At 45.5% G+C, this 14,845-nt stretch carries 6 protein-coding genes and 1 pseudogene; all 7 read left to right on the plus strand.

Annotation, left to right across the window (positions count from 1 at the left end; all coding sequences use genetic code 11):
* Positions 1–92 precede the first annotated feature (92 nt).
* The 7 genes and pseudogenes from H8704_RS06155 to H8704_RS06185 all read left to right on the plus strand — a co-directional run bounded on the left by H8704_RS06155 (position 93) and on the right by H8704_RS06185 (position 14,495).
* Complete coding sequence (locus H8704_RS06155) at positions 93–2,561, plus strand: cellulase family glycosylhydrolase (RefSeq protein ID WP_249297703.1); 2,469 nt, start codon at positions 93–95, stop codon at positions 2,559–2,561.
* A 108-nt stretch (positions 2,562–2,669) separates the two neighbouring features.
* On the plus strand, positions 2,670–5,939 hold the full coding sequence (locus tag H8704_RS06160) for a beta-glucosidase (RefSeq protein WP_249297704.1): 3,270 nt from the start codon (positions 2,670–2,672) through the stop codon (positions 5,937–5,939).
* Between the two features lie 35 nt (positions 5,940–5,974).
* A complete protein-coding gene (locus H8704_RS06165; RefSeq protein WP_249297705.1) occupies positions 5,975–6,358 on the plus strand; it encodes a PH domain-containing protein in 384 nt (127 codons plus the stop codon).
* A 153-nt stretch (positions 6,359–6,511) separates the two neighbouring features.
* On the plus strand, positions 6,512–9,154 hold the full coding sequence (ppdK, locus tag H8704_RS06170) for a pyruvate, phosphate dikinase (RefSeq protein WP_249297706.1): 2,643 nt from the start codon (positions 6,512–6,514) through the stop codon (positions 9,152–9,154).
* Between the two features lie 492 nt (positions 9,155–9,646).
* Positions 9,647–10,429 (plus strand): ParA family protein, encoded by a 783-nt coding sequence (locus H8704_RS06175; RefSeq protein ID WP_249297707.1) that lies wholly within the window; start codon positions 9,647–9,649, stop codon positions 10,427–10,429.
* 219 nt (positions 10,430–10,648) lie between these two features.
* Positions 10,649–14,140: pseudogene (locus tag H8704_RS06180) on the plus strand (DEAD/DEAH box helicase family protein); the annotation flags it as partial.
* Positions 14,121–14,495, plus strand: a complete 375-nt coding sequence (locus tag H8704_RS06185; RefSeq protein ID WP_001129922.1) for a TnpV protein — start codon at positions 14,121–14,123, stop codon at positions 14,493–14,495. The pseudogene H8704_RS06180 and the gene H8704_RS06185, both read left to right, overlap by 20 nt.
* Positions 14,496–14,845: the final 350 nt, after the last annotated feature.

The following is a 14,845-nucleotide window of genomic DNA, read 5'->3' on the forward strand; positions in this document are numbered from 1 at the left end:
ACTGCATAAAAATGTGTTAGTATGAACGTATAGGTATAGTGGTTTTGCCTATAATGCAAATTTATATTTTAATAAAAAGGAAGGATAATACAATGAGGAAATTAAAAAAACAATTATTGGCGTCTTTTCTTTCGTTAGCAATGGTTGTGAGTTCCGTAAGCGGAATCGGCATTGCATCAGTGAAAAAGACCGTCAAGGCAGCAGAAACGGATGTGCCAAGTAATATTGGCGAGGAACGTACATTGCCAAGTGGTTTTAAGACCAGGGACAATGGCGAGATGAGAGACAATATGGATTCCGCCGCTTATATGAAAGAAATGGGACTTGGCTGGAACTATGGTAACTCTCTGGATCAGTCTATTGATACCAGCAGTATGACTGAGGATGAAAAGAAAAACGTAGACGTAAATTATTGTGAAACATCTGCAAACAATTCTGCATTAACACAGAAAAATGTAGATACGATCAAGGCATATGGCTTCAACAATGTCCGTATTCCGGTGGCATGGTCCAATCTGATGGATATTTCTGAGGATAAAATGACATATACTATCAATGAAAAGTATTTGGAGCGTGTGGAAGAGGTCATCAATTACTGTCTGAATGACGGATTATATGCAATCGTCAACATTCATTATGACGGTGACTGGTGGGGACAGTTTGGTGACAAGGATCCGTCTGTTCGTGAGCAGGCATGGGCCCGTTACAGACAGATCTGGACACAGCTGAGTGAACGCTATAAAGATTACTCAGACCGTTTGATCTTCGAGTCTGCCAACGAAGAGCTTGGAGATCGTCTGAACGATAACTGGGTTAAACGTGACACCAGCAATAAAACAGGTGTATTGTCCGTTGATGAGCAGTATGAGACAATGAACAAGATCAATCAGGAATTTGTAAATATTGTTCGTAAATCCGGTGGAAATAATGAAAAACGTTATCTGTTGATCGCAGGCTACAGCACCAATATTGAAAGAACCTGTGATGTTAGATTTAAAATGCCGACTGATCCGGTTAAGGGAAATGGAAAAAACAAGCTCAGCGTATCTGTTCACTATTACACTCCTTGGAACTACTGTGGTGGAAGCGAGTATCACCAGACCGAGGGCAGCGCTCCGCGTCTTTTTGACTGGGGTACGGATGCCGATATCAAGGAAATGCATGATAATCTTGATATGATGAGCAAGTTTACGGAGCAGGGGTATGGTGTAATCCTTGGCGAGTTTGGTGTCCAGACAACTGCAGCGGATGGTATTCCGAAATATATCAGTGAGTTTGGAAAATATGCAATCGAAAAAGGAATGGTTCCGGTACTGTGGGATAATGGTACATGGCTTGACCGTGAAAATAATGTGATCGCATTTGACAATGTAGCAGATGCCATTATTTCCGTAACAGGAGCAGAGGGCACCTTTGCAAAAACGGATGTAAATACAGGTAAACCAAAGTATACAGAGCAGACAGATGAAAGTGCATTAACCAAGATCTTTACCTGGGAGGGAAGCTGGAAGAAGAATGGTGGAGACAATAATACCTACTGTAATCCAAAGCTTTCCGTACAGACCAATGATGGAACAAATGACTGGACGTTCCACTGTAATACATATGGATACTGGGCTGTTATTTACTCTGAGGCTTTAAAGAATGTAAAGCATTTATACATTCGTGCAACCTGTCAGGACAATGATATTGACAGTGCGGCTCTTCAGCTTGCACCGGCAGAATTTAGAGCCTCTTATCCTCCGGAAAAGGGACTGTTCGATGAAAATGAAGAGATGTTTAGTGCAAGCAAGGCGGCTCTTGAAAAATGTAAAGCGGGAAAAGCAACAGATGTCAGTGCGGAAGATGAGTGGAGTGGTAAAATCTTTGCGCTGGAAGAGGGCTTCCTGCAGGGAAATGGGCTGTTATGGATTTCTGCCAGTAACAAACCGGTTTTCACAAAGATTGAGCTTTTCACAACGGATGATTTAACACCGGCAGAGTCTAATGCACCGGTCGAAAGTCCAACAGTAACACCAAGTCAGGTGCCATCTGCCGTACCAAGCGCACCGGCTGCACAGGTGCCATCTGCCGCACCAAGCGCACCGGCTGCACAGATTCCGACCCAGACAGCAATTGCAGCTGCACCGGCAAAGGGCGATGTTGTAAAGGACAAAAATGCGTCTTATACGGTTTCCGATGTTAAAAATAAAACGGTAGAGTATAAAGCACCTGCAAGCAAAACAAAGACATCTGCGGCGATTCCGGCGACAGTTAAGGTGAATGGTGTATCTTATAAAGTAACCTCCATTGCCAAAAATGCGTTTAAGAATAACAAGAAGCTGAAAAAGGTAACAATCGGTGCCAATATTACATCAATTGGTGCCAATGCATTCTCCGGTTGTAAATCACTGAAGAATGTTGTGGTGAAATCCAAAAGCCTGAAGAAGGTAGGAAAGAATGCCTTCAAGGGTATCCAGAAAAAAGCAGTATTCAAAGTACCGGCAAAGAAACTGAAAGCATATAAGAAGCTTTTTGGAAGCAAGGCCGGTGTCAAAAAATCAATGAAAATTAAAAAATAGTTTATATTAACGTAAGGCTAGGGACCTGGCAGAAGGATGCCGGGTCCCGTTTTGTATATTAAGAAATATAATATACTATAGACTAAAATGTTTCAGGAGGAAACGATCATGTCAGACAACAATACCAACAGAAACAATCCGCTGTGGGATACTGGGAAAACTATGGAAGAAAGACTGGATTATCTGGTAAAGGAATTAACTTTAGAAGAGAAATTCTCCTGTCTTGGTACAGGCAATCCTGCGATCGAACGGCTGGGTATTCCATCTTTTTTCGTGGGGTGTGAGGGTGCCCACGGTTTGCAGATGCGCCATGATCAGAGCTTTGATCAGGGAGAGCCGCAGCCAACGACGATTTTCCCGAATCCTATTGGGATGAGCGGTACATGGGATCCGGAATTGATCCAAAAAGCCGGAGAAGTTGTAGGAACAGAGGCGAGAGCTGTCTTTGAAAAGGACGGACGAAGGGGCGGCTTGTGTCTGTGGGCTCCAACCATTGACATGGAGCGCGATCCCCGCTGGGGGCGTACCGAGGAGGCGTACGGAGAGGATCCGTATCTGACGGGAAAGATGGCATCCGCCTATATTCGCGGGATGCGGGGAGAAGGAGATAATATACGTTGTGGAGCTACATTAAAGCATTTTTATGCCAACAATGTGGAGGATGGACGTGTCTGGAAGTCTTCTTCTATTGATCCGCGGAATAAACATGAGTATTATCTGGAGCCATTCCGTCGCGCCGTAACAGAGGGTGGCGCCGAGGCAATGATGACCTCTTACAATGAGATTAATGGTGTACCTGCGATCCTGAATCATGAAGTGCAGAAAATTGCCAAGGAGCAATGGGGAGTACATCATGTGGTGTGCGATGGCGGCGATATGAAACAGACCGTAGACTGTCATCATTATTTTGGATCTCATACGGAGACCATTGCCGAGGGATTGAAGGCGGGCATTGACTGCTTCACGGATGATATTGATGCTGTGATCGAGGGGGCAAGAGAAGCTTATGAGCTGGGGATGATCGATATGACAGATATTGACCGTGCTTTGCGGTGTCACTTTAGCACTCTGATCCGGCTTGGCCTGTTTGATCCACAGGAGACTAACCCAAATTACGGACTGAATCTCCCGGAGTTTCAGAAGCTGGCGAGACAGGTCACCGGGGAATCCATTGTGCTGCTTAAGAATGACGAAATCGACGGACAAAAGCTGTTGCCATTGGACTGCAAGCAGGTGACATCCCATCATAAGCTCGCAGTGATCGGACCTTCCGCCGAAGAGTGGTTTCTGGACTGGTACTCCGGCATTCCGCCATATGCCGTGACGCCGCTGCAGGGCATCCGTGATGCTGTCAATGATCCGGAAAATGTAATCTTTGAGTCTGGTGTGCCAAAGTTAAAGATCGCCTGCGGAGATAAATATCTGGGGCTTTTGGAGGATGGAGAGACTCTTGGACTGGTAGAAGAAGAGGAGGCAGAAATCTTTGAGTCCGTTTTATGGGACAAGGAACAGTTGACATTAAAGGCAGAAAGTAATGGACGATATCTGACGGCTCTGGATGGCTGTGATGAAGATGAGATATATCGTGGTGGTATTTTTAAGGCTTCAGCAGACAGAGCATTTGGATGGTTTGTCAAAGAGGTATTCCATGCACAGATAAATATTACGGATTTAAAGGAGTCAGAGGAAAAGGGAATGTCTCTGGCTGTTGGAAGCCGGTTTGCAGAGATTCTGGAAAATGAAGAAGAATTTCTGCTTAAGGCATGGAATGGAGCAGGTCTTTATGTGGACGAGCAGAACCGGATCCGGGTTATGGACGAACAGGGCTTTGCAGAGGATGGAGAAGTGCGTCGTATTGTCAGCTGCACAGATATCCAGGGGCACCAGGTATTTGCAGGGAATTTAAAAATGGACAGAAGGGGCGGCATCTATGAGACGGTGACAGGAAGAAAGTACCGTACTCTTCCGGCACTTTGTCCGGTTCTGGTCAAAAATGGTGTCAAAGAAGCGCAAAAGGCAGCAGCTCAGGCAGAAACGGTGGTTTATGTAGGTGGAGCACATCCGTTGATCACCTGTAAGGAAGAAGTGGATCGGAAGGATATCGATTTTCCGGTGTATCAGAGACAGCTTCTGCAGGCGGTGTACCGGGAAAATCACAGGGTCATCGCAGCGCTTGTGACCAGTGTGCCTTATGCCATTGGCTGGGAAAAGCAGCATTTGCCGGCAATCCTTACGATGGCAGGTGGCGGTATGGAGCTGGGAAATGGTCTGGCAGATATTCTGTTTGGAAAGGAAGCGCCGGCCGGGCGGTTAAATATGACATGGTACTGTGATACAGAGCAGCTTCCGGATATGGATGATTATGACATTATCCAGAAGGAAAGAACATATCAGTATTTTAAGGGAGATGTGCTTTATCCTTTTGGTTATGGCCTGACATATGCACCGACAGAGATAACAGCACTTACAGCAAAGGCTTCTGAGGATGAAAAATATATTGATGTCGCATGCACTGTACGGAATTTGGTACAGACGGGCAATGCACTTCCGGCACAGGATGAAGTGGTTCAGATATATTATACGAAGAAGGAGCCGGTTGTGAAACGTCCGATCCGGACTCTGGCTGCATTTGAAAGAGTGAAGCGGATGGAAGCAGGGGAAGAGAGGAGAGTTTCATTCCGGATTCCGGTTGAGGATCTGATGTATTACGATACGATCCGGCGAAAGAAGCTTTTGGAACCGGGAATTTATGAGATTCAGGCAGGCCATTCTTCTGCTGATATAGACGCTGTGGTTACGGTTGAATTGAAAGGGCAGGAGAGAGGATTCCGGGATGGCGGAAGCTGGCAGCCGGCAGATCACTATGACCGGTCACAGAATGGATTTTTGTGGGAAGGCCATATGGGGTATGACAGTGTTGCACATACAGCGGATGCACATGCACCGGAAGATCTATTTGAAAAAGTAGGCGGCTTGTGGCAAAATATAAATGAGGTGACTAGGGAGGAGCAGGTCGGAGAACGGATCGATGACTGCCTGATCCTGGAGTATGACCGCGTCTGCCTGCCTGCGGAGACGGCATATCTTGTTTTAGATGCAGATGCCGTGCCGGAAAGCACTGTAGATGTATTTATCAATGGGACGCATAATGCAGCATATATTGTGCCGGATTTTGAGGAGCTTTCCGGTGTCGGAGATAATCCCGGATGGGCGGCGGCAGCGACAGCAAAGAATGCACCTCACGGCAGAATATTCCGCCAGCATCTGATACCGGTAGACAATCTGAAAGCAGAAAAGGAACCTGTAACTTTACGACTTCGCTGTCAGGGAGATCTAAAGATCTGCCGCTGGAGGTTTGTAAAAGAAAGTACAAAGTAAATTTAAATCACATTACGTGTAGAACGGAGGATGATATGGAAACAAATTTTATCTGGAAAGAAAGAAAAAGGAATGCTCTGGGTCTGCCATGGACATTCACGAAGTATGCCCTGACGGATGACAGGCTCTTTATCACAAGCGGTCTGTTAAAGACTGTTGAAGACGAGGTGCGTCTGTACCGAATTATGGATCTGTCCCTGAGCCAGACACTGTCCCAGAAGATTTTTGGAATCGGAACCATTCAGGTTTCCTCAGCGGATAAGAGTATGAGAGACTTTGAGATAAAAAATATCAAGAAGCCAAGAGATGTCAAGGAGCAGTTATCCAAGCTGGTAGAGGAAAACCGTGACAAAAAGCGCGTGACAAACCGCGAGTTCATGGGAGAGGATGCCGATTTTGACGATGATGACGACCGGTAGAAATGATTCCCGTTATAAAAAATGTCAAAAAACTCTTTTCATACGTGGGAGGAGTGTGTTATACTAGAAACAGCGATGTGGCAGTCCGTGGGCGAAGTGCGTCCGTCTGTCGATATCAACAATATAATTACAAATATAGGAGGTAACTTTACAATGGCAAACAAATGGGTGTATATGTTTAGCGAAGGCGACATGACCATGCGTAACTTACTTGGTGGTAAGGGTGCGAACCTTGCAGAGATGACCAACATCGGTCTTCCTGTACCACAGGGTTTTACAGTAACTACAGAGGCTTGTACACAGTATTATGAGGATGGCCGTCAGATCAATGACGAGATCATGGCTCAGATCATGGACGGCGTAAAGAAGATGGAGGAGATCAACGGCAAGAAGTTCGGTGACTCTGAGAATCCACTTCTCGTTTCTGTCCGTTCCGGTGCCCGCGCATCTATGCCTGGTATGATGGATACAATCCTGAACCTTGGTCTTAACGATGACGTAGTAGCTACTATGATCAAGGGTAACCCGGATCCAACATTCGAGCGTTTCGTATATGATTCATACAGACGTTTCATCCAGATGTTCTCTGATGTCGTTATGGAAGTTGGTAAGAAGTATTTCGAGCAGCTCATCGACAAGATGAAAGAGGAGAAGGGTGTTAAGTATGACGTTGATCTGACAGCTCAGGATCTTAAGATTCTGGCAGAGCAGTTCAAGGCTGAGTACAAGAATCAGTTAGGTAAAGACTTCCCATCTGATCCTGTAGAGCAGATGAAGCTGGCTGTAGAGGCTGTATTCCGTTCATGGGACAACCCTCGTGCAAACGTATACCGTCGTGACAATGATATCCCTTATTCATGGGGTACCGCAGTTAACGTAATGCCTATGGTATTCGGTAACCTGAATAATGAGTCCGGTACAGGTGTTGCATTTACCCGTGACCCTGCAACAGGTGAGAACAAGCTGATGGGTGAGTTCCTGATCAATGCACAGGGCGAGGACGTAGTAGCCGGTGTTCGTACACCAATGCCAATCGCTCAGATGGAGCAGGAGTTCCCGGAGGCATATGCTGAGTTCGTTAAGGTTTGTGATACTCTTGAGAATCACTACCATGATATGCAGGATATGGAGTTTACTGTTGAGAACAAGAAGCTGTACATGCTTCAGTGCCGTAACGGTAAGAGAACAGCTCCAGCTGCATTAAAGATTGCTTGTGACCTTGTAGATGAGGGACATAAGACAGAGGAAGAGGCAGTAGCAATGATCGATCCTCGTAACCTGGATACACTTCTTCATCCACAGTTCGATGCTGCTGAGCTTAAGAAAGCTACTCCGATTGGAAAGGGTCTTGGTGCTTCTCCGGGAGCTGCTTGTGGTAAGGTTGTATTTACAGCAGAGGACGCTGTAGAGTGGGCTGAGCGCGGTGAGAAGGTTGTACTTGTTCGTCTTGAGACTTCTCCAGAGGATATCACAGGTATGAAGAGTGCACAGGGTATCCTGACTGTTCGTGGTGGTATGACATCACATGCAGCCGTAGTTGCCCGTGGTATGGGTACATGCTGTGTATCTGGTTGTGGCGACATTGTTATGGACGAGGAGAACAAGAAGTTCGAGCTCGCAGGTAAGACTTATACAGAGGGTTCTGAGATCTCTATCGATGGTACAACAGGTAACATCTATGATGGTCTTATTCCAACTGTTGATGCTACAATCGCTGGTGAGTTCGGCCGTGTAATGGCTTGGGCTGACAAGTATAGAAAGCTTAAAGTTCGTACAAACGCTGATACACCTGCAGATGCTAAGAAAGCTCGTGAGCTTGGTGCAGAGGGTATTGGTCTTTGCCGTACAGAGCATATGTTCTTCGAGGAAGACAGAATCGCTGCTTTCCGTGAGATGATCTGTTCTGATACAGTAGAAGAGAGAGAAGAAGCACTTGCTAAGATCCTTCCATATCAGCAGGGAGATTTCGAGGCTCTTTATGAGGCACTTGAGGGTAACCCGGTTACCATTCGTTTCCTGGATCCTCCACTTCATGAGTTCGTTCCTACTGAGGAAGCTGACATCAAGAAGCTTGCAGAAGCTAAGGGCAAGAGCGTAGAGGAGATTAAGGCAATCATCGATTCACTTCACGAGTTCAACCCAATGATGGGTCATCGTGGATGTCGTCTTGCTGTAACATATCCTGAGATTGCTAAGATGCAGACAAGCGCTGTTATCCGTGCAGCAATCAACGTAAAGAAGAATCATCCTGATTGGACAGTTGAGCCAGAGATCATGATCCCACTCGTTGGTGATGTAAAAGAGCTTAAGAATGTTAAGGATGTCGTTGTAGCAACAGCTGATGCTGAGATCGCAGCAGCAGGCGTTGAGATGAAGTACGAAGTTGGTACTATGATCGAGATTCCTCGTGCAGCACTGACAGCTGATCAGATTGCAACAGAGGCTGAGTTCTTCTGCTTCGGTACAAACGACCTGACTCAGATGACATTCGGTTTCTCCCGTGATGATGCCGGTAAGTTCCTGGATGCTTACTATGATGCTAAGATCTACGAGAGCGATCCATTTGCTAAGCTTGATCAGACAGGTGTTGGCCAGCTGATGGAGATGGCTGTAGAGAAAGGTAAGAAGGTTCGTCCTTCACTTCACTGCGGTATCTGTGGTGAGCACGGTGGAGATCCTTCATCTGTTGAGTTCTGCCACAAGATTGGTCTGGATTATGTATCATGTTCTCCATTCCGTGTGCCAATCGCACGTCTTGCAGCAGCACAGGCAGCAATCGCTGACAAGAGTAAATAAGAAGCAGTATGTTCACTGTTGCGATATAACGGTTACTCGTGATGATGTGAAAGCCTTTATGGCACAGCGTGATGAGTACACGAAAGCCAACAGATTTAAGGATATTACCGTTAAAGTATTTATCTGACATGCATACTATCAGCAAGGGAAAGTATTACACAATGCTTTCCCTTGTTTTGCGATAAAAGAAAGCAAAATTTGGGAATAAGTCTTAATTGTTAAAAACGGTTAGGATTTGTTCCCATTTTTTATTTTATACAATATGCAAATCTGGAGGTGATGAAGATAGGATTTTTGAACATCACAGATACGAGAAAAGAAGTTCGACACATGATCAAGAGATTAGAAAAAGACAAGCAATATAAGATTATTGAGGTGTCTGATATCAAGTCGAATTAAAAAAATCCAAAGTACTGTCATGCGTGTGTTCAGTATCGGCGGATCGGTAAAAAGCAGTAATAACAAATTAAAAAAATACGGAGGGTCAGAATTATGTGTAAAGTAATCGCTATATGCAATCAAAAAGGTGGTGTGTCCAAAACCACCACAACAGTGAATCTTGGAGTTGGCTTAGTCAGAGAAGGAAAGAAGGTGCTTGTGATCGATGCAGATCCACAGGGAAATCTGTCACAGAGTCTTGGCATTATGAATCCGGATGAGCTGGACGTAGCACTGCCTGACATTATGGAGCAGATCATTATGGATAAGGATGTGGATGTGACAGAGGGAATTGTTCAACACGAAGAGGGACTTGACCTTATGCCATGCAACATCAATCTGTCCGGTGTGGATGTATCGCTTGTGAATGCCATGAGTAGGGAGTTTGTTTTGAAAACTTATGTCGAAAGTATGAGGGAGTTCTATGACTACATTCTTATCGACTGTATGCCGAGTCTTGGAATGATAGCCGTAAATTCCCTTACGGCTGCGGACAGTGTGTTGATCCCGGTTCAGGCAGCCTATCTTCCGGTAAAAGGACTGGAGCAGTTGATCACAACAATCTGCAGGGTGAAGAAACATCTGAATCCGTCGATTCGGTTTGAGGGGATATTAATCTCCATGCTGAATGCAAGGACCAATTATGCGAAGGACATTATGGAACTGATAAACGAGTATTACGGAGATTCCATTCCTATCTTTGAGAGTAAGATTCCGTTTTCTGTAAAAGCCTCTGAAACATCAGCGGCTGGAGTAAGTATTTTTTCGCTGGATAAAAAGCATCCGGTAGCAAAAGCTTATGAAGAACTGACGAAGGAGGTAATCGCTCATGAGTAGAACAAAGGCTTTAAAAAATGTGAAATTGACGAGTTTTGATGACCTCTTTGGAGGCAAGGTTGTGGAGGAAACTGCAGAAACGGGCGATGTGAAAGAGATACCGATTTCTGAGCTGCATGAGTTTCATAACCACCCGTTTCAGATCCGTTCGGATGAAGAACTGGAGGAGATGATCGAGAGTGTCAGAGAGCATGCCGGGACTGGATCTGGGTGTAACCGCTTGCCAGACAGTTGTATCCCAAAGCGGATATCACGGTGGATGGATATGAAAAAACAACATTTCCGAATGATTTCTTTGATGCTGCTGTTGGTAATGTACCCTTTGGTCAGTATAAGGTGGCAGATAAGAAATATGATAAACATAACTTTCTGATCCATGATTACTTCTTTGGAAAGACCTTAGACCAGGTGCGTCCGGGTGGAGTGATCGCTTTTATCACCAGCAAGGGAACGATGGATAAGGAAAATCCAAAGGTACGCAGGTACATTGCACAGAGAGCAGAACTGTTGGGAGCGGTGCGGCTTCCGAATACTGCATTTAAGGCAAATGCCGGAACGGAAGTGACATCGGATATCATTTTCCTGAAAAAGCGTGACCGTATCATGGACATTGAACCAGACTGGGTGCATTTATCACAGGATAAAAACGGCATCGTCATGAACAGCTATTTTGTGGAACATCCGGAGATGATTGCTGGTTCTATGGAAATGGTCAGCGGGCCGTATGGGATGGAAAGTACCTGTGTGCCGGATGATACACTTCCTTTTCAGGAGCAGTTAGAAAAGAGTCTATCTTTTATCGAAGGTTCTTATGAAGAAATCGAACTGGAGGAGATGAATGAGGAGCTGACGGCTGAGGTGATCCCTGCCGTACCGGAAGTAAAAAACTTTAGTTATGCACAGATAGAGGATCGGTTGTATTACCGTGAAAACTCGGTGATGCGTCCGGTGGAAGCCTCCGAGGGAATGCTTGAGCGGATCAAGGGCATGGCTTCCATAAGGGACTGCACACAGGAACTGATTCGGCTGCAGTTAGAGGATTATCCGGAGGAACAGATCCGGTCTGCACAGAAGAAGTTAAATGATCTGTACGATGCCTTTGTAAAGGATTATGGAAGGATTTATTCCAAAACCAATAAGCGTGCCTTTCATCAGGACAGCAGCTACTGTCTGCTCTGTTCCTTAGAAAAGCAGGACGAGGAAGGCAACTTTATCGGAAAAGCGGACATGTTTATGAAACGCACGATCAAGAAAGCAGAAGTGGTGACCAGTGTGGACACGGCAAGCGAAGCACTGGCGGTATCTCTGGCAGAAAAAGCAGCGATTGATTTTGAATATATGTCGGAACTAAGTGGAAAAGACCGGGATACGCTGATTCGTGAGCTGACCGGAGTAATCTTTAAAAACCCGATCAGTGAGGAATGGGAGACAGCAGATGCTTATTTAAGCGGTAATGTGAGAAACAAACTGGAGACAGCCGAAAACTTTGCAAAGAATGAATCCATGTATGCGGTCAATGTGGAAGCACTCAAACGGGTGCAGCCAAAAGAACTGGATGCCAGTGAGATCGAAGTAAGGCTTGGAGCTACATGGATCCCGTCAAAGTACATCGAGGACTTTATGCGAGAGGTGTTTGAGACACCGGAGCATTTACTGGATCGGGATGTGATAAAGATTCAGTATTCCGATGCGACCGGGCAGTGGAATGTAAAAGGGAAAAATGCAGACTATGGAAATTCTCTTGTCAACATGACCTATGGAACCAGCCGGAGAAATGCGTATCAGATTTTAGAGGATTCCCTGAATCTGAAGGACAGCCGTGTGTATGACATTATAGTGGAGGATGGGAAAGAGAAGCGTGTGCTGAATAAAAAAGAAACCACGATCGCTGCACAGAAACAGGATACCATGCGGGAAGCTTTCAGAGACTGGGTATTTCGTGACAGAGAGCGGCGCGAGGTGCTGGTGGAAAAATACAATGTACTGTTTAACTCCACCAGACCAAGAGAGTATGACGGCTCGCATTTAGTCTTTCCGGGAATGACACCGGATATCGAGTTAAAGGATTACCAGAAAAATGCCGTAGCACATGTGCTGTATGGAAACAATACCCTGCTTGCCCACTGTGTCGGTGCCGGAAAGACCTTTGAAATGACTGCGGCTGCAATGGAGAGCAAGCGGCTGGGGTTATGCCGGAAGAGTCTGTTTGTCGTACCCAATCATCTGACCGAGCAGTGGGCAGGCGATTTTTTACGATTGTATCCGGGAGCCAATATTTTAGCGGCAACCAAGAAAGACTTCCAGCCTGCCAACCGCAAAAAGTTCTGCTCACGGATCGCTACCGGCGATTATGATGCCGTGATCATCGGGCATTCGCAGTTTGAAAAGATCCCGTTATCCGCAGAAAGGCAGACAGCAATGATCGAGCGGCAGATCGAAGAGATCACGCAGTCCATTGAAGAGATCAAGGCAGAGAGAGGGGAACGCTACACCATCAAGCAGATGGAAAAGATGAGAAAAAACCTGCAGACCAGACTGGAGAAACTAAATGATACTTCCAGAAAAGATGATGTTGTGACATTTGAACAGTTAGGAGTGGACAGGCTTTTTGTGGATGAAAGTCATTTTTACAAAAATTTGTTCCTTCACACAAAAATGCGGAATGTTGCGGGAATCGCACAGAGCGAGGCACAAAAATCTTCCGATATGTTTGCCAAGTGTCAGTATCTGGATGAACTGACCGGCGGAAAGGGAATCACTTTTGCAACGGGAACACCAATTTCCAACAGCATGACAGAATTATATACCAACATGCGTTATCTGCAGTATGGTACGCTGCAGCGGATGGGACTGGGACATTTTGATTCCTGGGCATCCTCCTTTGGTGAAACGCAGACTGCCATCGAGCTGGCACCGGAAGGAACCGGTTACCGGGCAAAGACACGATTTGCCAAGTTTTATAATCTGCCGGAACTCATCGCACTGTTTAAGGAGTGTGCGGACATTCAGACACCGGATATGTTAAATCTGCCGATCCCAAAGGCGGAGTATGAAAATGTGGTGCTGCAGCCAAGTGAGCATCAAAAGGAGATGGTAGCCTCGTTAGCGGAGCGGGCGGAAGCCGTCCGTGACCGCAGAGTAGAACCGCATGAGGATAACATGTTAAAGATCACGAACGATGGAAGAAAGCTGGCACTGGATCAGAGACTGGTCAATCCGTTGCTGCCGGATGAGGAACATTCCAAAGTAAATGCACTGGTGGAAAAGGCATATGAGATATGGGAGCAGACTGCAGATACTAAATCGGCACAGCTTATATTTTGTGATCTGTCTACTCCGAAGAATTTGGGAAAGACTACTGCAGCCGATGGAGAAGAAGTGCCGGAAGCGGAGATGTTTGATGATGTATATCATGACATCAAACGAAAGCTGATCCGTAAAGGTGTTCAGGAGAAAGAGATCGCCTTTATCCATGAAGCGAATACAGAATTAAGAAAGACGGAGCTGTTTGGCAAGGTAAGAAGCGGACAGGTTCGTTTTTTGATTGGTTCCACGCAGAAGATGGGAGCCGGAACGAATGTGCAGGATCGTCTGATCGCACTACATCATCTGGATGTTCCGTGGAGACCATCGGATGTAGGACGGATTTTGCGGACATTCAAAATAAAAAAGAATGTGGAGGTAACAGACAATGGCAAAATCATTATTTGAGGAACTGGGCGGCAAATACGAAAGGCAAGGGGATTATTTGATACCGTGCTTAACTGTACCCGCCGAAGAAGAACAGGCAATAGGCATCTGGGGGCAACGGCATTTAGATTATCTAAAACAGTACCGTAAAGTTACATACACCAATCTTCTTACAAGCGGCAGGCTAAACGCCTACCTTGCCGACATCAACAGACAGGCACAGGAACGCTTTGAAAGGCTCATAGAGGGTATGAAACAGGCACAGGGCATAACGGAACAGCTAAAGGCAGAAAACGCCTTAGAATGGACAGGATGCCTCAATAACATAAGGGCTTGTGCGAGGGAGATTGTGGAAAAGGAAATTATTTTTGCATAAACAGATGATTAGTGGCAGGGGGAAATCCTGCCGCTTTTTCTGCTTTAGTTTGTCAGCTTGACAAATAAAGGGTTAAGGAATATAATTAGATTCAGTATTATACAAGGAGTTAATAAATATGCGGCAAGGTATTCTTAAATAAACTGTCAATTTGATAGTGGGAACAAAAAGTAGCAGTCCCGTTTCACTTTTAATATGGGGCTTAGTTTTTTGTACCCAGTTTAAGAATACTTTTATCATGTAATTTTATATGCCCGAAAACATATAAGTGTTTTGGGGCTATTGGAGTTATTTACCCAGTGATAGGAGTATTTATCACTGGGTATTTTTATGCCCTTTTTTGGGTGTTG

This window comes from Jutongia huaianensis, assembly GCF_014384985.1.
Lineage (GTDB): Bacteria > Bacillota > Clostridia > Lachnospirales > Lachnospiraceae > Jutongia > Jutongia huaianensis.